The 24,170-nt window shown below is 52.6% G+C and carries 18 protein-coding genes and 2 pseudogenes; 5 read left to right on the top strand and 15 right to left on the bottom strand.

The annotated features are described in order from the left end of the window. Positions 1–63 precede the first annotated feature (63 nt). The 4 genes from LBW89_RS21130 to LBW89_RS21115 all read right to left on the bottom strand — a co-directional run bounded on the left by LBW89_RS21130 (position 64) and on the right by LBW89_RS21115 (position 4,661). On the bottom strand, positions 64–852 hold the full coding sequence (locus LBW89_RS21130; RefSeq protein WP_225040232.1) for an ABC transporter permease: 789 nt from the start codon (positions 850–852) through the stop codon (positions 64–66). A gap of 4 nt (positions 853–856) precedes the next feature. Continuing rightward, positions 857–1,663: an ABC transporter permease gene (locus LBW89_RS21125; RefSeq protein WP_225040231.1), complete on the bottom strand. Its 807-nt coding sequence runs from the start codon at positions 1,661–1,663 to the stop codon at positions 857–859. Beyond that, positions 1,656–2,720, bottom strand: a complete 1,065-nt coding sequence (locus LBW89_RS21120) for an ATP-binding cassette domain-containing protein (RefSeq protein ID WP_225040230.1) — start codon at positions 2,718–2,720, stop codon at positions 1,656–1,658. Before LBW89_RS21120 ends, LBW89_RS21125 begins: the two co-directional genes overlap by 8 nt. Before the next feature lie 210 nt (positions 2,721–2,930). Continuing rightward, complete coding sequence (locus tag LBW89_RS21115; protein ID WP_225040229.1) at positions 2,931–4,661, bottom strand: proline--tRNA ligase; 1,731 nt, start codon at positions 4,659–4,661, stop codon at positions 2,931–2,933. 515 nt (positions 4,662–5,176) lie between these two features. Here LBW89_RS21115 and LBW89_RS21110 point away from each other — a divergent pair. Next, positions 5,177–6,049: a YitT family protein gene (locus LBW89_RS21110; RefSeq protein WP_211373369.1), complete on the top strand. Its 873-nt coding sequence runs from the start codon at positions 5,177–5,179 to the stop codon at positions 6,047–6,049. A 497-nt stretch (positions 6,050–6,546) separates the two neighbouring features. Here the strand turns inward: LBW89_RS21110 and cysI are convergent, their stop codons facing one another. Both cysI and LBW89_RS21100 read right to left on the bottom strand, forming a co-directional pair. Next, the gene (cysI, locus tag LBW89_RS21105; protein ID WP_148457505.1) at positions 6,547–8,268 is read right to left on the bottom strand and encodes an assimilatory sulfite reductase (NADPH) hemoprotein subunit; all 1,722 of its coding nucleotides are present in this window, start codon (positions 8,266–8,268) and stop codon (positions 6,547–6,549) included. A gap of 43 nt (positions 8,269–8,311) precedes the next feature. Further along, a complete protein-coding gene (locus tag LBW89_RS21100; protein ID WP_148457967.1) occupies positions 8,312–10,177 on the bottom strand; it encodes an assimilatory sulfite reductase (NADPH) flavoprotein subunit in 1,866 nt (621 codons plus the stop codon). Between the two features lie 299 nt (positions 10,178–10,476). On the opposite strand from LBW89_RS21100, the gene LBW89_RS21095 reads away from it, so the two are divergent. Then, on the top strand, positions 10,477–10,950 hold the full coding sequence (locus tag LBW89_RS21095; protein WP_148457966.1) for a spore coat protein: 474 nt from the start codon (positions 10,477–10,479) through the stop codon (positions 10,948–10,950). Positions 10,951–11,058: 108 nt separating this feature from the next. Here the strand turns inward: LBW89_RS21095 and LBW89_RS21090 are convergent, their stop codons facing one another. The 9 genes and pseudogenes from LBW89_RS21090 to LBW89_RS21055 all read right to left on the bottom strand — a co-directional run bounded on the left by LBW89_RS21090 (position 11,059) and on the right by LBW89_RS21055 (position 21,795). Further along, positions 11,059–11,616 (bottom strand): DUF4291 domain-containing protein, encoded by a 558-nt coding sequence (locus tag LBW89_RS21090; RefSeq protein ID WP_225040228.1) that lies wholly within the window; start codon positions 11,614–11,616, stop codon positions 11,059–11,061. Positions 11,617–11,905: 289 nt separating this feature from the next. Then, positions 11,906–12,109, bottom strand: a complete 204-nt coding sequence (locus tag LBW89_RS21085) for a hypothetical protein (RefSeq protein ID WP_225040227.1) — start codon at positions 12,107–12,109, stop codon at positions 11,906–11,908. A gap of 362 nt (positions 12,110–12,471) precedes the next feature. Then, on the bottom strand, positions 12,472–12,597 hold the full coding sequence (locus tag LBW89_RS27585) for a hypothetical protein (protein WP_263639254.1): 126 nt from the start codon (positions 12,595–12,597) through the stop codon (positions 12,472–12,474). Between the two features lie 693 nt (positions 12,598–13,290). Continuing rightward, a pseudogene (gene tnpA / locus LBW89_RS21080) lies at positions 13,291–13,763 on the bottom strand (IS200/IS605 family transposase). Between the two features lie 197 nt (positions 13,764–13,960). Next, a complete protein-coding gene (locus LBW89_RS21075; protein ID WP_148457501.1) occupies positions 13,961–15,541 on the bottom strand; it encodes an extracellular solute-binding protein in 1,581 nt (526 codons plus the stop codon). 35 nt (positions 15,542–15,576) lie between these two features. After that, entirely contained in the window at positions 15,577–16,488 is a 912-nt protein-coding gene (locus tag LBW89_RS21070) for a carbohydrate ABC transporter permease (protein WP_148457498.1), read from the bottom strand. Positions 16,489–16,500: 12 nt separating this feature from the next. Further along, complete coding sequence (locus tag LBW89_RS21065) at positions 16,501–17,370, bottom strand: ABC transporter permease (RefSeq protein WP_225040321.1); 870 nt, start codon at positions 17,368–17,370, stop codon at positions 16,501–16,503. A 107-nt stretch (positions 17,371–17,477) separates the two neighbouring features. Next, positions 17,478–20,309 (bottom strand): beta-galactosidase, encoded by a 2,832-nt coding sequence (locus tag LBW89_RS21060; RefSeq protein WP_225040226.1) that lies wholly within the window; start codon positions 20,307–20,309, stop codon positions 17,478–17,480. Between the two features lie 433 nt (positions 20,310–20,742). After that, positions 20,743–21,795, bottom strand: a complete 1,053-nt coding sequence (locus tag LBW89_RS21055) for a LacI family DNA-binding transcriptional regulator (RefSeq protein ID WP_213505960.1) — start codon at positions 21,793–21,795, stop codon at positions 20,743–20,745. 198 nt (positions 21,796–21,993) lie between these two features. Between LBW89_RS21055 and LBW89_RS27970 the strand changes: the two are divergent. The 3 genes and pseudogenes from LBW89_RS27970 to LBW89_RS21040 all read left to right on the top strand — a co-directional run. Then, positions 21,994–22,167: pseudogene (locus tag LBW89_RS27970) on the top strand (sugar-binding domain-containing protein); the annotation flags it as partial. Positions 22,168–22,396: 229 nt separating this feature from the next. Further along, positions 22,397–22,789, top strand: coding sequence for a VOC family protein (locus tag LBW89_RS21045; protein ID WP_148457489.1), 393 nt, complete (start codon positions 22,397–22,399; stop codon positions 22,787–22,789). Positions 22,790–22,824: 35 nt separating this feature from the next. Beyond that, positions 22,825–23,568, top strand: a complete 744-nt coding sequence (locus tag LBW89_RS21040) for a DeoR/GlpR family DNA-binding transcription regulator (RefSeq protein ID WP_148457487.1) — start codon at positions 22,825–22,827, stop codon at positions 23,566–23,568. The last annotated feature ends 602 nt before the right edge of the window (positions 23,569–24,170 follow it).

Here is a 24,170-nt window from a genome sequence, read left to right as displayed (position 1 = left end):
TTCTTTAGAGTTCCACTAGCAAAAAAAGCCCGGGAAGACCTTCCCGAGCTTTTTCCATTTAATCTAAGAGCCTGCCCCGCGGTAGCGGCGCACCCCGTAATTCCACGCCGTCAGTCCGATCGCAAAAAAGATCGCGCCCATTAACGGCGTAAGGAACGCCATGTTCCGCATCTCCTCCCGTTCGAGGAACAAGGATGCCGGGTATACGCCGACAAAGGCGAACGGCATAATCCAAGTGAGCAGCACCTGGATGGCACGGTTGTAAATCGTCACCGGATAGCGCCCGTATCCCTGCACGTTGTACATCAACGGCAAGATGCCCGTCGGCGCGTCCGAGTAGAACGAGAGCGACGTCAGAGCCGTATAAATCCCGGTGTAAATCGCCACCGCGCTGATCGTCAGGATAATCAACGCCGGAATCGTCCACCATTCGAACGCCACATCAAGCTGGGCGCCGCTGACGGCCATAATGACGATGCCGATGATCGAGCCGACGAGGGCCGACGGGTCGACATTTTCCAAGAAAATCTGGAACAAATTATGCGCCGGCCGGGTCATCACCCGGTCCATCTCGCCTTTGACAATATAGCGTTCACTAAATCCCCACAGGTTGACGAAGCAGCTGAAAATCCCGAAAGGCACCATAAAAAACCCGTACACGAACACCACTTCGCTTTGGCTCCAGCCGCCCAGACTGTCGGTGTGCATAAAAATAACGAAAATAAAGATCAGGTTCGTCACCTGGAACAGCAGGTCGGAGATAACTTCGACCCAAAAATCGGCCCGGTAGGTCATCCGGGTTTTGATGTAGTTTTTCAAATACTCGCCAATTAAGCCAAAATAGTAAGACATCCACTTAACCTCCCTGCACAAACAGGCGCTTCCGGGAAGCCCGGTACAGCCAGACCATCGGAATCAGCAGCAGCACGAACCAAAGGACCTGTACGCCGAGCACATTCCAGATCCCCACCCCTTGAATCCGGCCCGTGAACACGGAACCCGGCAAATAGGTGATCGCCTGAAACGGCAGAAATTCCATGATGCTTCCCAGCCATGAGGGGAATAAGCTGATCGGGATAATCAACCCGGAGAACAGGTCGACGACCACGCGCTTCATCCGCATAAAGCCTTCGTTATTTTCCACGAAAAAAGCCATAAGTCCGGTGATGATGTTAAGCTGCGAATTGATCAGAAAGCTGAAGAACAGCATCACGAGAAATCCGGCCCACGCCTCCGGCGCGGTCGGCAGTTTCACCGGAAAGAACAGCATGGCGATCGCCATCCCGGGAATCATGAACAGCATAAACCGGAACAGCCCTTCGCCGAAGCCCTGCATCATTTTGACCATCAGATAGTTATAGGGCCGGATAAACTGAATCGCAATGCTGCCGTCGCGGATATCCGTGGAGATCTCCCGGTCCAGATTGTTGAAATAAAACGCCCGGGCCATCCAGGATACGGCCAGATACGTCGTCATCTGCGAAGCCGAAAAACCGCCCAACTCCCCACCGCCGCCGTAGATGGCCTTCCAGGTGAAGTAATAAACCCCGATATTCAAGGTGTAAATCAAAATGCCGGTATAGTAATTGACGCGGTAGGCCAGCATGGTAAGAAACCGGATCCGGATAAAATCGAGATAAGCGCCGCCGGTACCGTTAAACATGGGTCGCCACCACGCCCTCGTCCTCGCGGATCGTCACATCCGGCTTCTTTTCCGCCGTTCCGGATTGATAGATGCTTCTGACGATATCGTCCGTGTTGGTCTCGATAATCTTGATGTCGGTAATATCCGCCTTGCTTACCACCTGCCCGAGAACGTCGGATACGTTGATCTCCAGCGGAATCCAGACCTTGGCTTCCAGCTCGTTCTCGGCCGACCAGGCGAGCGTCGGCAGGGTTTGGGTCCAGCTTTTCAGCTGTTCCAGCCTTGTGGGGGTACCGAACTGGAACTGGACTTCGCGCCCGGTTCCCCAGCGGTTTTTGAGTTCCTCCAGCCCGCCGTCGTAAATGATTTTGCCGTCATCCAGCATAATGACCCGGGAGCACAGCGCCTCGATATCCTGCAAATCATGGGTCGTCAGCAAAATCGTCGTACCGTGATCCCGGTTCATATCCTTCAGGAATTCCCGGATTTCCGATTTCACCACGATATCCAGACCGATCGTCGGTTCATCCAGAAAGACGATCGACGGATTGTGAAGCAGCGCCGCCACCAGTTCACAGCGCATCCGTTGGCCCAGGCTCAGTTTGCGAACCGGCCGGTTCAGCAAATCCTGGAGCTGCAGCCGCTCGACCAGCTCATCCAGCCGCCGTTTAAAGTCCGGCTCCGATACCTTGTACACTTTTCGCAGCAGCTGAAAAGATTCAATCACGCCGATATCCCACCAGAGCTGGCTCCGCTGTCCGAACACCACGCCGATATGCTGCACAAACTTCTCCCGCTCCTCGTAAGGAACATAGCCCCCGACGGTGAGATGCCCGGAGGTGGGGACCAAGATCCCGGTCAACATTTTGATCGTGGTTGACTTCCCCGCCCCGTTCTCTCCGATATATCCGCAGATTTCCCCTTGCGGGATGCTGAACGAGATATCTTTTACCGCGGCGACTTCATTATATTCCCGCTTGAACAAATCCAGAAATGCGCCCTTCAGTCCTTCGCGGTTCTTCTGAACCTTGAAGGTTTTGCGCAGTTCCTTCACTTCAATCGCGTTTCCACTCATCGGTCTTGTACCTCGCTACATTTAGTATTGGTTATGGAACGGTCAGTTTCATAAAATATTGCCTTAAAATTATATAGCAGCTTTCGAAAAAGCGCCAGTCCGGGAAAACATCCCGGTTCCAGTCCTAACCGCAAGGGCAGCCACCGAGTCTGAAAAACAAAATAACGGGAAAAATTCCCGTTATTTTACGCGCCTACCGTTCGCTTCGCCTCACATTTCCAGCACCCGACGGATCGCTTCTTCCACGGCCAGCGGCGTTTTCACGCCGGGCGAACGCCGCGCCACGAATTCAACCCGCCCTTGACTAGCATCCTTGCCGATGACGATGCGAAACGGCAGTCCGATCAGATCGGCATCCTTGAACTTCACACCCGCACGCTCGTCGCGGTCGTCCAGCAGCACTTCGACGCCGAGTTCCGTAAGCCGTTCGTAAATTTCTTCAGCCACTCGCTTTTGCGCTTCGTCTTTGATCGACACCGGCACAAGGTGAACGAGGAAAGGCGCCAGGGAGGCCGGCCAAATAATGCCGTATTCATCATGGTTCTGTTCAATGACGGCGGACAACACCCGCGAAACGCCGATGCCGTAACAGCCCATAATAACGGGCTGCGACTTGCCCGAAACGTCGAGAAACGCGGCGCCCAGCTTCTCGCTGTATTTGGTCCCTAGTTTGAACACATGACCTAATTCAATCCCTCGATAGTACTTTAATGTACCTTCCGCGCAGCGGGGACAGGCTTCGCCCTCCTGAACATTGCGGAAATCGCCCACCTGGGAGATGGTCAAGTCCCTTCCCGGCACCACATGGCGGAAATGGTAATCCCGTTCATTCGCCCCTATGATGGCCTCTTCCATCTCGGCCGCCGTGGAGTCGAACAGAACGCGGAGCCGCAGCCCGTGAGGACCGACAGACCCTACCGGCACGCCGGTCAAGGCTTCGACGGCAGCCGGATCGGCGGGTTCGCAAATTTCCGCGCCCAAGGCATTCTTCACCTTAAGCTCATTGATCTCCCGGTCTCCCCGAATCGCCACCGCCACCGGTTCGCCGTCGGCCATGAAGACGACCGTCTTCATGATGTCCGCCGGTCCTACTCCCAGCGAATCCACCAGGTGGGATATCGTCTTAACGCCCGGCGTGTGGAACTTCTCCATCTCCGGACGGCCGCTGGATGCAGCCGAATGCTCCGTTTGTTCCTCTCCGCGTTTCGTCGCCCGCCCTTCCCGGGCTTCCGCTTTCTCCAAATTGGCGGCGTAATCGCAGCACGTACAAACAACGATCGTATCCTCCCCGATATCGGCCAAAGCCATGAATTCATGGGTTCCTCCCTCGCCGCCAATCGCTCCGGCATCCGCCTCCACGGCGCGAAACTCCAGGCCGCAGCGCTGGAAAATGCGGTGATAGGCCGCGAACATCGCTTGGTAGGAGCGGTCAAGCCCTTCCCAGTCCGCGTCGAAGGAATAGGCGTCCTTCATCAGGAATTCGCGCCCGCGAAGCAAACCGAAGCGCGGTCTGCGCTCATCGCGGTACTTGGTCTGGATTTGATACAGGGTCATCGGCAATTGGCGATAGGAGTTGATTTCCTGTTTCACCAGCGACGTGATGACCTCTTCATGGGTCGGACCCAGCGCAAATTCGCGGCCGTGCCGGTCCACCAGCCGGATCAACTCCGGACCGTATACCTCGTAGCGTCCGGATTCCCGCCATAATTCGGCCGGCTGCATCGCCGGCATCAGCACTTCCTGCCCACCGGCCCGATCCATTTCTTCCCGGACGATTTGCTCCGCTTTCCGCAATACCCGGCGGCCCAGCGGCAAATAAGTATATATCCCTGCGGCCAATTGGCGGATGAAGCCGCCCCGCAGCAAGAGCCGGTGACTCGCGGTTTCCGCATCGCCCGGCGATTCCCTCAATGTATTTAACAGTAATCCGCTTTGTCGCATCTTCGATCTTCCCCTTTCCACCCTGGAAAAAAATAAGACACATTCGTCAGGGACGAATGTGTCGTGGTACCACCCTTTATTTAACCGCAGCCCGTTCCTTCCGCAAAAAGGATTCCGCAAGGAAACAAGGGCAAAGGTCCTTCATCGATAACGGCATAGGCCGGCCGGCGAATGATCGTATCATTGACGGCAGCTCGCAAGGTAGGATCTCCAGTTCTTCGCACCGGGAAACCTTTCAGCCGGCGGGTTTCTTCTCTGAATCGGCGAATGTTGAACCGAGGGGCCTTGGTCTTCGCTTATTGGGATTTCATGCAATTTATAGCTAAATTACAAGATTACCGCTCATTAGTCAAGATGAAACGAGCTTATTGTGAAAAAACGCCCCAAAACAAGGATAAACGAAGCTTGATTCAAAATGATACATTTGTCATAGTCTGATATGGTGATAAAAAAGATAATTTAAACCGATAATATTTTTTTATAGCCAAAAATTGTTGAGAAAAGAAGGCTTGGTCATGAATCGAAATTCGGTTGCTCCGTTCATAAACAAACCGCTCAAAGCTTCACTTAAACCGATGCAGGAAGTGGGGGTGATCCTCTTATCCGCTCTGCTGGTGGCCGCCGGTCTAAACTTATTCCTGATTCCCCACCAGCTTTTGTCCGGCGGTGTGACGGGGGTCGCTTCCATCATCGGGTATATTACGGGATGGAATATATCCTACGTTTTCTTCGTCTTAAATATCCCGCTTATCATTTGGGGATGGAAGTCGGTGGGACGCAGATATATCGTTCTGAGCTGTATTTCCGTCATCGGCACGACTTGGTTTATGGAGCTGATTCCCGTCATCCAAATCACCAAAGACCCCATTTTGGCGGCCGTATTCGGAGGGATTATTTCGGCGGCGGGCATCGGGTTCTCCCTGCGGGCCGGCGGTTCCACCGGCGGTTTCGATATCCTCGGCTCGATCGTGACGCGTACCCGGGACGTTCCTATGGGTAATATTCTGTTCCTGATGAACGGAGCCGTCATCCTGGCCCTCGGTTTTTTTCAGAGCTGGGATCTGGCCCTGTATTCGATGCTGTCCACCTTCGTCAAAGGCAAAGTGGTCGACATGATCCATGTCGGGCACATCAAGGTGACCTGCTTCATTATTACGAAGCATAAAGACCAAATGCTGTGTCAACTCCGCAAGCTCCATCACGGGATTACCTGCATCCATTCGGAGGGCGGTTACAGTGAACAAGAAAACTATACCCTGATGACCGTAACGACCCGTTACGAGTTGGCCAGCGTCCGAAAAACCGTGCTGCAGACCGATCCCCAGGCCTTTATGAACGTGGTGCAGTCCACGGAAATTGTGGGGCGCTTCGCGAGACCCAAGCCCTAGTGTCTCCCCCTGAAGGGGTGCGATTATTACTAGTCCCCTTTCAGCAACCTTGGTAACATTGAATTCCTGCGTATGTGCATGTTTTTTTCTTGTTCGGGGCCCCAAATTTTAAAATTCCTGCAAATCTGCAGGAATTTTTGACGAAACCGGCTCGTTTCTCTAAAATCTCTGGAAATGCCTGCAGATTTGCATCTATTTTCGCATTCCCTCGGGAATCGACTTAAATACCTGCAGATTTGCATCTTTTTGGAGTTGGGAGTTTGGAAGCACTCTAGGCGCCTCTTTTTATGTGACATTCCACTTCGATTAGCCATTAAGCCACCTTTAGCCTTCGTAATACATAGTAACTTGAACACTCCTATGATCACGATCCCATTAGCTGTTTTTTTCTTTCGCACGCTTCGCGAGCTCAACTGGCTAAAGCCCTAAACAAAACAGGACAGCCCCGCACTACATAAGGACTGTCCTGTATATATCCATTTAATTAATATGATTAATTACGCGTGAAAATCCTGCCCCGCCCGAACTTCTTTCACGTACCCGGCACGGATCGTAAAATCGCCGAAATGCTCGCCTTCATGCCGTTCTTTTGCGTAACGGGCAAATAATTCCTGTAAGGAGTCCAAAATTTCGGTCTCCCCGATATTTTCCTTGTACAGCTTGTTCAGCCTTTCGCCCGCAAAGCCGCCGCCGAGATACATATTGTACTTTCCGGGCGCTTTGCCGATAAAAGAAAGCTCCGCCAGCGCCGGCCGTGCGCAGCCGTTCGGGCAGCCGGTCATCCGGATTACGATCTCTTCCTCGCGCAGGCCGTTCTCTTCCAGCAGCTTCTCCACTTTGTCCAGCAGAGTGGGCAAATACCGTTCGGACTCCGCCATCGCAAGGCCGCAGGTCGGCAGCGCCACGCAAGCCATCGAATTCCGCCGCAGTGAAGTGTAGCGCGCCCCATCCGTGAGACCGAATTTGCCGATCAGCTCTTCGAGCTTCTTTTTCTTGGCGCTGGTCACATTGGCAATGATCAAATTTTGATTGGCCGTCAGACGAAAATCCCCGGTATGCAGCTTCGCGATTTCACGCAGCCCCGTCATTAAAGGATAATCGGGATCGTCCTTGATCCGGCCGTTCTCGATAAACAGCGTGAAATGCCATTTGCCGCCGGAGCCTTTTACCCAGCCGTAACGGTCGCCGTGATTCTCGAAATAGTAAGCCTTCGCGGGCTCCAGCTCCCACCCCGTCCGCCGGGTCAGCTCCGCGATAAACCAGTCGATGCCGCGGTCGTCGATCGTGTATTTAAACCGGGCGTGTTTCCGGACCGAACGATCGCCGTAATCCCGCTGTATGGTCACGGTCTTCTCGGCGACTTCAATCACCTGCTCCGGCGTGCAGAAGCCGATGACCTGCGCGATTTGCGGGTAAGTCTTTACGTCGCCATGCGTCATGCCCATACCGCCGCCGACGGCGACATTGAAACCGGCCAGCTTGCCGTCTTCCACAATCGCAATAAAGCCCAGGTCCTGCGAAAAGACGTCCACGTCATTCGAAGGCGGGACAGCCAAGCCGATTTTGAATTTCCGCGGCAAATAAACCTTGCCGTAAATCGGCTCTTGTTCGACGCCGTCCGGACTTTCCGCCACCTTTTCCCCATCCAGCCAAATTTCATGGTACGCGCGGGTTTGCGGCTCCAAATGCTCGCTTAAACGGCATGCCCATTGATAGACTTCCGCATGAATTTCCGACTGGTGCGGATTCGGGTTACACATGACGTTCCGGTTCACGTCGCCGCAAGCCGCCAGCGTGGTCAGCATCGACTGATGCACTTCCTGAATCGTCTTCTTCATATTCCATTTTAAAACGCCGTGCAGCTGAAAAGACTGCCGCGTGGTCAACCGGATCGTTCCGTTGCCGTAGGCTTGCGAGATCCGGTCCATCATCAGCCATTGATCCGGCGTGACGACACCGCCCGGGGCGCGGACGCGCAGCATGAACTGATAAGCCGGCTCCAGTTTCTGCTTTTTCCGTTCATTCCGCAAGTCCCGGTCATCCTGCATATAGCTTCCGTGAAATTTCATCAAGCGGTTTTCGTCTTCGGGAATCGAAGCCGTAATGCGGTCTTCCAGGACTTCCGCCAATTTCCCCCTCAGGTAGTTGCTGCGGATTTTAATATCTTCCACGTCGCTGTGCGGGGCACTGTTTGGCGACATCAAATTATTTTCTGACATGCTCCAAGTCTCTCCTCTCGCGGGTCCTTAGGGAACTTGCTTCTTAATAAACATCCCGCTGGTAACGTTTTTGCTGCTGCATGCGGGTCAGATACTCCGAAGCCTCTTCAGGACTCAATCCGCCCTCGCGTTCCAAAATAGCCGTCAGTGCGGCATGCACGTCGTGGGCCATCTTCTTCTCGTCACCGCAAATGTAAACCGCGGCGCCGTCTTGAAGCCATGCATACAGCTCCCGGCTCTTCTCGAGCATCCGGTGCTGAACATACACCTTTTGCTCGCTATCGCGGGAAAAAGCGACATCCATCCGGGTCAGAACGCCCTCCTTCAACCAGCGCTGCCATTCCACCTGGTACAGAAAATCCGTGGAGAAACGTTGATCGCCGTAGAACAGCCAGGTTTTACCGGTAGCTCCCGTCTCCTCGCGTTCGCTCAGGAAGGCGCGGAAGGGAGCGACCCCGGTTCCCGGCCCGATCATGATAATCGGCGTCTCCGGATTCTCCGGCAGCTTGAAATTCGGGTTGTGCTGAATGAACACGGGGAGTGAATCGCCCGGCGCAAGACGCTCCGCCAGTTGAACCGAGCAAACTCCGTAACGGTTGCGGCCGTTCGCCTCATAGCGCACCGCCCGGACCGTGATATGCACTTCATCCGGCACGGCTTTCTGGCTGCTCGCGATGGAGTACAGCCGCGGGGGAATTTTCCGCAGCAGTCCGGTGAGCTCGGCCGCGGAGATCCCCTTCAAGCCGAAATCCCGGATCAAATCCAGCAAATCTCTATCTTGAAGATAAGCCTTCAATTTCTCGGCTTGTTCCGGTTCAATCAGTTCCTTCAATCCGGTGTTCCCGCTCAATTCGGCAATTTGCGTGACCAGCGGCTTCGTTAACACCGTGATTTCGTATTGGCGCAGCAGCGCTTCGCGAAGCGGCGCGGTCTCCCCCGTTTTGCCAAGCGTTACGATTTCGTCCGCCTTCCAGCCGGCCGCTTCGATCAGCTCATCCACGAGCTGGGGATGGTTTTGCGGATATACGCCCAGGCTGTCACCGGGTTCGTAACGGAGATTCGAACCTTCCAGCGAAATTTCCAAGTGGCGGGTCTCCCGCTCGGAACCGCGGCCGTTCAGGTTCAGGTTTTCCAGCACCTCGGCTTGGAAAGGACGGCTGCGCGAATACGCCGGTTCGGCATCGCTGACCGCGAGCGAAGGAGCGGAGCCGATGGCCGCACCCGTTTGCGGAGGCCCTACTTCTTGTGCGGCCGAGTCGGTCAACGCGGTAACGACCTGGCTCATCCAAGCCGAGGCCGGTTCTTCGAAATCGACATCGCAGTCGACGCGCGGCACGATCGCCTTGGCGCCCAATTCGGCCAACCGCTTATCAAAGTCTTTGCCGGTCTGGCAGAAGAATTCGTAAGACGTATCGCCCAAAGCCAGCACTGAGTAGCGGGTCCCTTCCAGTTGCGGCGCTCTCTTGCTGTGCAGAAACTCATAAAACGGGATGGCGCTGTCCGGCGGCTCCCCATCTCCATGCGTGCTCACGACGATGAACAGATTTTCGATCTTTTTTAACGTATTCGGTTTGAAATCGCCCATCGATGTCAGCTGCACCGAAAATCCGCGCTCTTGCAGCAGTTTAGCCAGCTTTTTGGCCAGTCCGTTGCTGTTTCCGGTTTGGGAGCCAAACAGGACCGTGACCTCCTTGGTGATCGCCTTGACGGGAACGGGTTGAGCCGACACCGCCGCTCCTCCCGCTTGTTGTATCCCTGTTCCGACTGGGACGGTCGCGGCACCGCCGTGCAATGCCGTAAGATATCCGCTAAGCCATAACCGCTGAAGCTCGCTCAGCGTAGGAAGCAATCGATTCAATAATTCCGCCTGCTCTTGATTAAAAGGGCTGTTTGTCACCTGCAGTTCCAATAGATCCACCTCACAAAAACTTCCGTAAATTCAATTCCTACTAATATGATCAGAATTATACTATCTTGAAATTATCACAGGTTGAAAGAATGGTCAATTCGAATGATCTTATAGGAACTATCAGGTTTGCTGATAAAGTGAAAAGCGGACAAATCCAAGTCATTTTGGATAACCGGATTATTTTGGTTTACATAATATTTTATATGTTACTTAAATTTAATACACGCACCAATTCTGGGCGAATGCATAGAATATTCCAAACTAAAAACTTGGAGTGTGACATTGTGAACGTAAACCCCATGCCCCACAAACATTTGGCCTGGCATGAAACGATGGAATTGCATGAACTGGTAGCCTTTCAATCGTCGCATCTGGTTCTCTTCAAAAAGCTATGTCCGACCATACAAGATCCTACCCTCCGTTGTCTTTACGAAGAGACAATCTGCGTCCTGGAGCAAAATCTGAAGGACCTGCTGAAGTTTTACCCTATGGCTCCAACCGCGCACCGCAGCCACTTCCCGGATCCTACGGCCTTTGAAGCGGCCAACCTGCTCGGGTTCTTCAAGACGGCCGTGCGTACCTACGCGATCGCCATTACGGAAACGGCAACCCCCAGCTTGCGCGAGACCTTTCTGAGGCATCTGAATACCGGCGTAGCCCTTCATGCCAAAGTGTTTAACTTCATGTACTCGAACGGCTACTATCCTTCCTACAACCTGGAGCACCTGCTCGCCAACGACATCCAAATGGCTTCCGCCGCTTTGAGAATGTAAACAAGGGAATAGAAAAAGAGCACGGCCGGACGTTTCCTTCTTCATCGGCGGTGCTCTTTTTATCGTTGGATGACGGGGCTCATCAACTTTCATTTCCATTGCAGCTTGTCAGTTTGTATGGTATTCCCTCTCCACAGGTAATAAATCACTATTAAATGAACCGTGGCTAATTTGTCGTTTGCAATCGTGAACCATATCTGTAATGTCATTAATCGTATGTATCCAATCGTTTACATATTTCTGCACCGCTTCTCCTCTTAATCCGAGTTGAATTGCTCTTCGATCCAGTTTGTTTCCGTAAATATCTCGATCGGGATCCCATTGGCATACCACATCAGACTCACTCAACATGGCTTTCCATTCGGCGGACGATCCATGAATCTTAGGTTTATATTTGGTTAATACCGCCTTGGATAAAATATAATCAAATCCTTCTCTGGAAAGGTCGATGGACAATATTCTTTCTTGGTCGTTTTTGCTTCCCCAGCCGGATCTATGCATCATCCATAAAAATGATGGCTTGATCCATGTCATTCTATCCAACTTAAAAGAAGGACCGAATGTTTTTTTATCCATGATTTCGTCCGCAATGAGATGATTAAACGCTTGGTAAACCGTTACATATCTGTCCGTATATTTTGCGTAAAAGCCCTTATAAGTTGGCACTCTCTTCAACCTTTCTGATTCCAGTATCTAAAACGCCTCAACGTCAAGGCGTGATTGACTGACTTTTCCTTCGCTTGATCCGTATCGCCTTGTTCAGATGGACAAAATTGTGCCGGGTGGCCGGCATTAGCACAAGGCCTGCCCAGGTCTTTTTCCCCCAAACGGGTATCCGGGGTAACCGCGGGGTAGCGTCGGAACTGTGCTTACGGCAAATTTTGCAGGAGGACATCTTCTAGAGTTTCAGATTCAGACTGGGATATGTTGGAGGAATGAAGCATGGCATGCTGATTTAAAAAAGTTCGACAGCCTTCTCATGCTCCGCAGCCTTTGTCAGAATCCCCGTTAATTGTTTGTGATTTTCGTTCCAGCGTTTTCTTTGATACAGATCCATACATCGTCCACGGCTCCTTTTACTCCATTCAATTCTATGAACTTGTCCGAATTCTTCTTTATGATCCTCCACAAATTTTTGAGGGGCTATATATTTCATCATAATGGCTTTTTTCCCAAGTGCAAACGATTCGCGGTATAAAAAGTAGGTGTTGTCACACCAAAATTTAATAAACAGCCCCGAGTGCGAATGCACCCGAGGCTGCTTGCGTGTTATTTCTGTTGTTTTGGTACCTCGATGAAACCGGAGTATTCCAACAAGCGAAGTACCATTACGGCCGTTTCGGCATGTGTTGCTTTAGCCCGGGGTTTTAATGGTTTACCCGCCAGACTTCCCGTCTACCCATCGTTGCGGAGCGAGAATGCCATGGCCGGCTGGGCCCCATGCGAGGTTTGTGAACTGCATATTTCTTTATATGCTTCCTTCCGATATCGGCGGTAGCAAGAGCGGAACCTCAGGGTTGTTTATAAACGATTCATGACCGGAGGATCCTTGATCCCGTCGAGCTGGGCATGAACCGGATGTACCATTTGTGCCAGGATGGTTCCCGTTAAGATGATGCATACCGCAAGTTTTGCCGCTTTCCTCATGTTTACCTCCCTTAGATGCATGCTGCCTAGTAACACTTGGCCAGTTTTTTTCCTAAACCGCGAGCTTTCCTGGCTTCCTCATCGTCTCCCCTTTCTTGGCTTATTCACAAATCTAATGGTAAAAGAAAATTCGTCTTCATTTTGTAGCGGGATTCACAAAATGAAAAATTTAAATCAAAACTACCCGTGTCTCGCGTCTAAAGGCGCTTGCTTTCACTACGTTCAAGCTACTATGCCGTTACCGCTTTTGCCTCCCTCTGAAGGGGCGCGATTATTACTAGCACCCCTTCACACAACCTTGATGACATAAAATTGCTGCATATCTGCATGCTTTTTTCCTGTTTGGACTCAAAATTTCTAAATACCTGCAAATGTGCAGGAATTTCCGACGAAACCGGCTCGTTTCTCTAAAATCGCTGGAAATTCCTGCAGATTTGCATCTTTTTTAGAATTCCCGCGGGGACCGGCCAGAAATACCTGCAGATTTGCATCTTTTTGGAGTTCGAAGCCTGGAAGCACACTAGGCGCCTCTTTGGATGTGACATATCACTAAATCATATCCACCCGTCCAACGGGTGGTTTGCTCTTGGGGTATAACCCCCTGTTGCCAAACTGCGCCTAAAGACGCTAGCCTGACCCCAAATCCGTTCAGGCTCAGTGTTTTTGTCACTTTCACTTACCAGTTAAACTGGTTTATTTCTTCTTGCTCCTGTTGCTGCTGAACGGATCTTCGTACTCTTTTACACTCAGCTTTTCTACCGCTTGGTCATGTGCTTCTTGTTCTCGAATGTACTTTCTTACCGTTGCTTCATTTAAACCCACCGTACTCACATAATATCCTTCTGCCCAGAATTTTCGATTTCCGTATTTATATTTGAGCTGGGCATGCTTCTCAAAGATCATTAGCGAACTTTTTCCTTTTAGATATCCCATGAATGATGAGACTGCAATCTTCGGTGGGATCGCTACCAACATGTGTACATGATCCGGCATCATATGACCTTCTATGATCTCTACACCTTTGTACTTACATAAGCGTTTGAAGATTTCAATCAGATCTTTTCTCACTTGATTATAATCTCTTTCCGTCTATACTTCGGGGTGAATACAATGTGGTATTTGCACATCCACTTTGTGTGAGCTAGGCTATAGCTCTTGGTTGCCATGGAAGACCATTCCTTTCCTTGAGCCTAAACATCTCAAGTTTATCGGAATGGTCTTAGTGGTCAAACCCTCAATCCTTCCACCCGCATAGCGGGTGGTTTTTTGTTTCGCACGTTTCACGCACTCAACTGGCTAAAGCCGCAACAAAAACGCTATCCCGTAAATCCGGGATAGCGGTAATGGTCGGTTTATTCGCTTTTCATTCGCCCAGCTGGGTTTTATAGGCGTCGAGCTGTTTTTGCAATTCCGCCAGCACTTTATCGTAGCCCGCCTGTTTGAGCTTGTCGCGGAATTCTTCCACCGCCTGGGCCGGATCCCCCGCCTTGCCGAGGACAATCGCCGGCCCCAGCTCGCCCGTCACCTGCGAGATCGCCGTCAACTCGGCTTCTACCGGCGTCTTGTCAAAGACGAATTGCCCGTACACATACGGCTTCTTAATTTTGTCGTATTCGGCATACAGCGTCTCTTCGATCTGATCCCAAGAGTTCGCGCTCGGAATTTCAAATTTGTCGACACGCCCACCCCAGAAGTCCGAATAGTACCCGTGCTCGGCATCCTTGAAGCCTTCCGGCTGAACGCGCTTGCCGTCCTTCACCTCGTACTGCACCCCTTCGATCCCGTAATTGATCAGATGGTAGATCTCCTCGTTATTGCGGATCAAATCGTAAGCCATAAGGGCGCGCTCCGGGTTTTTGCTATGGGCCCCGACGGATGTGCCGCCATGGGTAATCGACAGCTCCATCAAATTCGTACCGCGGGTGCGGGAGAACGGAAACATCTGCAGCTCGGATCCCGGTTGTAATTTATCCATTTCCACGCGCAGGCCCGAGAACGTTTGGGTATGATGCTGGTCCAAACCGGACAAGCCCGCCTTCAGGGCATCGCGGTTGTTGTTTTTGTTGTTCAGCGCATCTTCGCGCCAAAAGCCTTGATCCGCCCATTTCTTCATCATCGTTGCATATTTCACAAAAACGTCCTCAAACACGGGACTCGTGACCGTAAATTTCTCATCATAGGACTTTGCCGTAAAGACGGGCAGGAATCCGGTTGAAATCGGCAGCTCCAACTGATCGGTATACGACTGGATAAATCCGCCCCAGGTCTGCGTCCCCGAAGCCGCATCCCACGGGATCACACCGGGTTTATGATCTTTGATATATTGCAGATAAGTTTCGATGCCTTCCCAATCCTTGATCGGCTCCGTTAGGCCGGCCTCCTTCGCCCAGTCGCCGCGGTAAAAGAAGCCGTGGTTTACCCATTGCGTGTAGTCGTTTTCCGGGATCAGCACGATTTTGCCGTTGTATCGGCTCTCCTTCCAGTCTTCCTCGGGGATGGACTTCCACGTTTCCGGCGCGTACTTGGGCAGTAGTTCATCGAGGTTCATAAAAGCGCCGCGCTGCGCATTTCCCCAAGTGTCCAGCCAGTCGGTTCCGATCGTAATCAGATCGATGGGCTCGCCGGAGGCCAGCGCCAGATTATATTTGGTCTGCCAATCCGCCCATTCGATCCACTTCCATTCGAGCTCGGCATTGATTTTTTCCTTCATGAACTTGTTGACTTCCGCCAGCACCTTTTCGAACTGTCCGTTCTTCGGCTTATCGCCGAGCACCAAATAGCTGATCTTGACGAACTTCGAGGTGTCCGGACCGGAACCGGGCGCCGTTCCCGGGGTGGATTTCCCCGTCTCCTTGCCCTCGTTGCTTCCGCCGCATGCGGAGAGAATAAACACCATGACGGATACCAGCAACACAATCGAAGCTTTTCCCCATTTCGTCTTCATCGATCATGACCTCCCCTTTTCCTTCGTAATGAAATTCAGCCTTTTACCGCCCCAACCGTAATTCCTTTTATAAAATAACGCTGCACGAACGGGTAGAACAAAATGACAGGGCCCGTGGCAACGATGGCGGTCGCCATCTTCATAGACTCCAGCGGCACATCGCGCAGCTCCACATTGGAGGCCGCCGCCGAGTTCCGGACAAAGTCCGCGCTGGTGATCACGTTATAGAGAAACAACTGCAGCGGCCGGTATTTCATATCCGGCGACAGAAACAGCATCGAGTTGTACCATTCGTTCCAGTACCCCAGCGCGATGAACAAACCGATGGTCGCCAGCGCCGGCGTCGTCATCGGCAGAATAAGCTTGATGAAAATCGTGAAATCGCCGGCGCCGTCGATTTTGGCGGATTCGGTGATCGCGTGCGGGATGGAGCGGACGAAGCTTTTCATCATAATAATCAGAAACGGGCTGATCAGGCCGGGAAGCAAAACCGCCAGGTAGTTGTCCTTCAGATGCAGGTATTGCGTGACCAGCAGGTAGAACGGAACAAGGCCCCCCGTGAACAACGTCGTAAAATAGATAAAAAATGAAATTTTATTCCGGTACTCGAAATCCGGCCGCTGCAGCGCGTAACCGGTCATGGCAACGAGGAACAGTCCCACGGCGGTGCCGACCACCGTAATACCCATCGTCACCAGATAGGAGCCGATGATCAGATCCGGGTTCTCGAAGACGATTTTGTACGAAAACGCGCTGAATTCCCGAGGCCAAAAATTAAACCCGAACCGTTTGATCGCATCCTCGGAAGTAAACGAGGTGCCCAGCACGAGCAGGAATGGCAGCAGACAGCACAGGGAAAACAGTCCGATAAATACGTAGCCGACGATTTTCACGAGGATTCCGCTGAAATCCGTTCGGACGCTTCGGGTTTCGATGAGGTCATCCATGCGTAACGCCTCCTAGAAGAGAGAATTATCGGGCGACAATTTCTTGACCAGCCAGTTGGCCGTAAGGACTACGGCAAATCCGAAGACCGACTGGTACAAACTGACCGCACTGCCGATCGAGAAGTTGAAGTTGGTCATCAGCGCGCGGAACACATAGGTTTCTATGATGTCCGTCGTCGCGTAAAGCGCGGTGTTATTGGCACCGACCAGATTGAAAAAGAGCCCGAAGTTGCCTCTGAGGATCCCGCCCAAAGAGAACAGGAGCAGGATGATAAACGTCGGTTTAAGCCAGGGAAGAACGATGTAGCGGATTCGTTGAAAGGCGTTGGCCCCATCGATCTCCGAAGCTTCGATAATCTCGTTGTCCAATCCCATAATCGCGGCGAAATAAACGATGGAGCCGTACCCCGTCGACTGCCACAAATAGGTCAGGATAATAATGAAAGGCCAGATGCCTGCGTTGGAGTAGGTTTTGACGGGCTCCATCCCGAGCGAAGTCAGAATCGAGTTCAGCAATCCGTAGTCATAGCTCAGCACATTGTAAGCGATCAGCCCGATCAGAACGGCCGAGATGAAGTGAGGCAGAAACATGAGCGTTTGCGATACCTTTTTGAACCACTTCAGACGAATTTCATTTAAAAAGACGGCGACGACGATTTGCAGCACATTGCCGAGCAGAATGAAGGCCAGGTTGTAAAGGACGGTATTTAATGTGAGTCTCCACAAATCGCCGGTCATGACCAGGAACTTGAAATTATCGAAACCGACGAACGGGCTCTTGAATATGCCGTCCGTGTAGTTGTACTTAATGAAAGCCAAATACAGGCCGGGCATCGGCAAATAAGCGAATACGATAAAGAACAGAATCGCGGGCAGACACATCAGCAGCAGCGTTTTGTTGTTCCAGAACCGTCTCCTCCGGCTGCCGGAATGCAGGTGCTGACGTTTGCGGCCCCGGGCTTGTGCAGCAGTCTCCATAGCGAACCTCCTTATACGGGTATAAAATCCAGCGCCTCCAGTCTTCCGGATGCCTGCGGATCAACGGCCTCCAGGTAGATCAGAAGCCGCGCTTCCTTCCGATCAAGCCATGGCCCCGGGAGGTAGAACGAATCCGCGCTTCCTCCGGTCATCACCGGGCGGCCGGCGCCCCCCGGCAGCCAAAGGCGGCCGACGATCGTCTCGTTCATAAACACGGTGAGCTTCAGCCCCGAGCCGGCCACATGCACCCTCCAGCCTTTACCGGCGGCGGAGTTCCCTACAACGCCTTGCAGCCAGCCCACGGCGCCGGGATCCGTGGCGATAGGCAGTTGGATCGGCTCCTGCAAATCTTGTGCGGCTTCCGTCCCGGCGCTGGCGAGAAGTTCCGGTTCCTCAGCCGCTCTTATCACGTAATCGGCCGCGGAGACTCCCTCATACAAGATGACCCGTCCCGCGGATTGGCCCATCATGCGTTGCAGACGGACGGCCAGATGCACCGTTTCGCCGGGGACCACATGAGGGGTAACGTCGACGAAGGGATCGCAGGGATGGATCAAACCGGCATCGATGCCGTTCACAAACAGCCTGGCCTTCCCCCGCAAGTTTTGAAAGTGCAGAGTCCAGCGGTTGACATCCGCCGAGGTAGTTAAAGTTTTGCTGTAAATTTCATCCGGATACGGATCATCGGACAACCAGCCTCCGAACCCGACTACCCGGTGCCAAGATTCCTCCGCCTGGAAGGCCGCCGCATCACCAGCGGAATGCTCGGCTGCCGGAGACATTCGCCAATTTGAGGTGATGTCGCGGATTCCCGTGACGGCGATGATACTTTCCAGGCCCTTCTTCGAATGGAGCCGGAGCCCCGGGAGGCGGATATCGTCGAAATTGGAGTGCCCCCAAATTTCCACCCTGACGCGGATCGGGAGTCCGCCTCGATCCGGTTCCGCTCTCGCATTCTCCAGGGGGGCATAGACGGTCCCTCCGCCGGGTGTGAAAGTTCCGGCATACCGGCCCGAGGCGTAAAGCGACACAACATCCCCGGCTTTGCTTACAAGCACGCCCGCCGCTTCTTTCCCTTCCGGGATGGCGGCTTTGGCTTCATACCAGGCAAAACCGCGATAGACGCCGAGTCGTTCCAACGGTTCAAGCCTGCTGTCGTGCGTTTCGCCAACAGCTTGAGCTTGAACGGCCGGCTCACCTTGTTTTGCCAAAGATCTTTTCCAGCTCACGCCCGCACCTTCGTCATGAAGCCGTTCTTCACGGAAATCCGGTTCAGTAACGGTCAATTCCCCGTTTAGCGAGACACTTTCGGCATAAAGCGCTTTCAAACGGTCGCTGATGACGACCGTAAGCTGCCGCCCTCCCTTCAAGCGGAAGCGAATACAGGCCGTTTCGGCGCCGGTTCTTTGGATCGTGAATCTGTCATTCTCCCGGATCACCGCCGCCGCGTTTGCTTCAAACTCCAAGACATTGTCTAGATCCAGCGCAATCTCCCCGCCATCCACCGCCTGATGGAACGCCAAAACCATTCCCTCGTCCTGCGGTTTCGCCCAATAAAGCTCGGCCGTTGCGTAAATCACTTTGCCGTCAACGCCCCAAAGCGAAAGGGGGACATCGACAGGCAAGATTAAGGACCCGCGCGAGGTGAGGGTCAACGTTCCCGCGGTCGGAATGCTTCGCCCGTCTTGGGCCCGCAGTGCGAAAGATCTGGCTTCCTCCGCTCCATTGGACAAGAAAAGCAGACTGCCGCCTCCTTTTAGCCGAAGCCCGAACGGACCGAATACCTCCCTCATATCCCCTTCTCCGCTCCAGAGCCGATGCGGATCTACCGCCGCTGCCGCCAGAGCTGGACCATAAGACTGAAGCAATCTGGCGAGCAGTCTGCCTTCGTAGCCTTCTCTCCGGATATGCCCTTCGGGAGAAATCATCCCCCCGAAATCATAATCCGAAGCCAGGAAGGCGAGCGGCCTGCCCCAGTTATTGGTGGCGTTCGTAAACCCGAAGTTCGTCCCCGATACTTGCAGGTACGGACCCAGCAGTTTCGCTCCGGCCGACAACAGCCTGCGGAGCAGATAATGGCTCCGGTTCGTCTCCGTCACCATTAACGGGAGCCCGAGGTCGGAAAGTGCCGCGCGGTAATGCAGCACCTTGGCCTCAAACTCGGGATCGCGATCATCGGGATAGAAATTGCAGGTCGGGATCACTCCCTGCGCCAGCCCCGTGGCCTGGACAATCCCCCCCTGTCCGGCGCAGGCGATCAGCGGAACTTTGATGCCATGAGCAACGGCCATATCGCGGAGCGCCGACATGTAGGCTTCGGGGTCGCCGCATCCGTAGAAATCAAGTTCGTTATCGAGTTGAACCAAGATGACGCTTCCGCCTTCCCCCGCCTGATGGCGGCGAAGGATCGGCAAGATGACTCCGTACCACTTGGCAACCTGCTCCAAAAAGCCGGGATCGTACTCCCTCAGCTTTATTTCCGGTCCCTTCGCCAGCAGGTAGGCCGGCAAGCCCCCTCCGTCCCATTCGGAACAAATATAGGGACCGGGTCTCGCAACGACCCATAGTCCGCTTTCTGCGGCGATCCGCAAAAACGCCTCCGCGTCATGCATCCCGGTAAAGTCCCATTCGCCTTCCCGGGGTTCATGATAATTCCAAGGAAAATAAACGTCGATGCAGTTATACCCCATCGCCTTGAGCTGCAGCATTCGTTCCTTCCACAATTCCCGCGGTATCCGAAAATAGAAGAGCGAAGCACATAATAAAATGACGCTTTCGCCGTCGATTTCGACGGATTCGGGGGTTAGGCGAACAACCGACTCTGCATGAACATGAGAACTCAATCAACATCACTCCTCACCAATCGGAAATGAACAGACTGCGTAACTCTATATGAAACCCATTTCATGAAACCCGTTTCATTTTGATGTATTCATAGAAAATGGGGTGTTTCGTGTAACAGTAAACGGCAAGTGAACATTCGAGACCGTAACAAATGAGTGTAAAAAGGCGAAGGTCATTAAAATTTTAATGAAATGGGTTTCATATACTCGGAGAAAAAGGGAGTCAGGATAACCTCGTAAACGGAACGACAAATCTGATTTGGAAGAAAAAAACTTGGTATTCTTAAATGAAGAGTGAAAAGGATGACGTACGAATTGGTGCGAAGAGGAGTATGATTAGTAGATAAATGTAAGGGTTTTCATCGATATTTTAGCTTAGCCCATCACGGTTGTCAATCCTGGAATTTGTTCGTAAACGCCCCCGTCCGAAAGTTCAATGTGGCGCGGGGGCGCCCGTAGATTCCCGAATGACCAGTTCGGGCTTGATTAGCGTGGTTTTGGGCACCTTGCTTTTGGTAATCATCTTATGCAGAATTTCCGCCGCCGTGCGTCCAAGATCATGAGCCCGCAGCGATACGGTCGTTAATTCCGGGATACTGTACGACGCAAACGGGATGTCGTCGTATCCGATAATCGACATGTCCTGCGGCACCTTCAAACCGGCTTTGACGGCGGCTTTAAGCACTCCGATCGCCACCAAATCGTTCAAGCAAAACACGGCGGTCGGGCGATCCGGAAGCCGGAGCAGCCGGTCCATAAATGCGGTTCCGCTGTCTACCGAAAATCCGTCGTGGAGCAGCCACTCCTTCCGAACCTCCAGCCCGTACCGCTCCATCGTTTTGGTAAACCCCGCCGTGCGCTGCAGCGTGTTGCTCATGTGCCGATATCCGCCGACAAGGGCGATTTTGCGGTGGCCGAGCTCAATCAGATGTGTGGTGGCCAGCTCGGCACCAAACCGCTCATCGCTTGCGACGGCGGGAAGGCCCGCCCCGGGGATTCGGCCATTGATCAGCAGAACGGGGAGCCTCTTCCCCACATCGACCACTTCTTCGACCAGTTCTCTGCCCGGCTTGGCCAGATCAATTCGGCCTCCCAGCATAACGATGCCATCCACTTGCTTCTCCGCCAGCACGTTCAGGTACTGCGACTCCCTGACATACTGCTCGGCATCGTCCGCGTTGGCCGACACCGTGTCGCAGAGGAAGTACGTATATCCTTTTTTCCTCGCTTCCTGGTCGAACCCCGACAACACCTCCGGGAAAAAAGGATTCGTAATGTCCGGCAGAATAATGCCGATCATGCCCGTTTCTTTTTTGATCAGACTTCTGGCGAGTGCGTTGGGCTGAAACTGATATTTGTCGATCAATTCCTTGACGCGCTCCCGGGTTTCCTTTTTGACGGGTGCGGTGTTATTCAGCACCCGGGAAACGGTTGCGACGGAGACATTGGCTTCTTTCGCGATGTCATAGACTGTAACCGATTTCATAATGTCACCTGCTTCATTTTAGTTGCAGATCACACCCAGTATATCAAAATTCCCAACCTATGGAAACGACCTCGCGGAAACGCGACAAGACGCGGGCCGCAAAGGGTTCCCTTCGCAGCCCGCGCCCCATTTCATTCACATCAAGAATCTAGCCATACCCTCCATTGTCTCTCAATACCCCAGCAAGCTCTTCGTGCCCTGCGATTTGAAGGGGTCTATATGGATTCCTCGCTCTCGCTGTATGTCAACTGTCAACTTGCCGGCGTATGGAAATACGGCTACTCCACGTTTGAACTGGACATCACCCCCTATATTCAAAAAGGTCCTAACGGAATCCAGGTCCGGGTCGTCCATCAGTCGCCCAACTCGCGCTGTAGCGTATCCAAGGCTCGCAAGTGCTTACCTTTATTTTTTGCCGAGAAGTCAGTTTGACCTGAAATGGTTTCGTTTTGTTCCTTGCTAAGCGGAAGTAAGATAGGTATGGCCTCGTCATGGGGGGCTGGGGCTGTTTTATCCTTACCTCCTCCCTCCCACTTGCAAATAAGCTATTTTGCTTATATATTAAGTGATATAACTTATATTATGTGAGGAGTGAAACTGAATGAGAATAGATCATATCGCCATTTGGTGCGAGGACTTGGAGAAAATGAAGGACTTTTACCTTACCTATTTCAACGGACGTGCCAACGAGAAATACGTGAATCCCCGTACCTCCTTTTCGTCCTACTTTATTTCTTACGACGACGGCTGCCGTTTGGAATTGATGCAAAGACCCGACGTGAAGGATCCGCATCAGAACACCGTGGATTTTCAGGCTCTGGGCTTTATCCATATGGCCGTCTCGGTCGGCGGCGTGGAGCAGGTTGACGCATTGACCGCGCGTTTGAAAAATGACGGATACGCCGTGATCGGCGAGCCCCGGTGGACCGGGGACGGGTGCTATGAAAGCGTCGTGCTGGATCCCGAGAACAATCGGGTCGAAATTACAAGCTGACCTTTAAATTAGAGGCCTAACAAGGAGCGATACCGATGGACCAGGAAACCCGATTGTCCCTCATTGAAGACATGACCAAAACGATGGCATTAGTGACCGTGCAAAATATCTGCGACACGTTTCAAGTATCGAGGGACACGGCAAGACGTGATCTGGTCAAGCTGGAGCAGCAAGGCCGGATCACCAGAACCCGAGGGGGCGCCGTCTCTTCCACGATTCAAACTTATGCGCAGCGGAAGGAAGAAAGCGGAGACCTTAAACGGAAATTGGCGAAAGCGGCCTCCTCTCTGCCGAAAGACGGGGATCTGCTGTTCATGGATTCGTCCACTTCGGTAGCTTGTATGGCCGAATTTATCGTTGACCGGGTCTTGACGATCGTGACCCATTCCCTCCATATCGCTCAAGCCTTCAGCCATTCACCGAAGGTGGAACTGATCCTTCTGGGGGGACGACTCCATTCGCGGGATCAGTATGTATACGGATCGGCTGCGCTTGACGCCTTGGAACAATATCGGGCGGATTGGTTTTTTACCGGGGCGTGCGGGATCGATGAAGGAGAAATTACCGGGGTCCATTTGGAGGATGCGCTGATCAAGCAGAAAATGATCGCCAGAGCGCGAAACGTGGTCATGCTGGCGGATCATTCGAAAATGAACGTGAATTTCCCCTTTCGAATCGGGCGGCTTGAAGAGGTCGACATTCTTTTTACGGATCGGGATCTGCCTATGGATGCTGCAGACCCCACATCAAAACCAAAGGAGATTTGCATAGTTTCATAAATTCCGGCGCTAAACTGATCCATCTGGATACGCCCGATTTCCAGGCACCGGACTTCTATCTCAAGCAAGGGTATGAGGACTTTGGCCTGCTTGAGGACATACCTCTACCCGGCAATGTTGGGTACAGAACAAAATTAGCGAACCCACAAACACGAATTCAGATTCCTGCCGTTCCAAGCCGAACACCTTATCTTTCCTCGGGAGACCCTACTAACATGGGTGCTAACCTTGCCAGCCTATATTAGACTTATTCGCCGATTTTAGCGGCAGCGTGGGAAACGGGGGCTGGTACCCGCTGCTTCTCTTGCCTCCCATCGAATAACGGCCTTTTGGGCCGTTATTTTGGCCCGATTTGCATTTTCGGGAATAATAGCGGCCAAAAAGGGCCTTATTTCACGGATGCGGGTTCAAAAATCAGGTTATAGCCCGCTTTTCCTTAAAATAAGGCCCCAAAAGACCGCTATTTCTCACCGAAGGCATTAAACTTGCAAAAACCTTAACATCAGTTAGTCGTAATGAGTTGAACTAATGATGGAGGGATAGAGGCAGCCGGGTGAAATGTTCTTCCGATCGCTGTTGCTCCCGGATTTCTTGATGAATTA

It is taken from the genome of Paenibacillus sp. alder61 (assembly GCF_020179875.1).
Classification (GTDB): Bacteria; Bacillota; Bacilli; order Paenibacillales; family Paenibacillaceae; genus Fontibacillus; species Fontibacillus faecis.
Note: the sequence above shows the minus strand (reverse complement) of the source record. Positions and strands in the feature narration are given on the sequence as shown.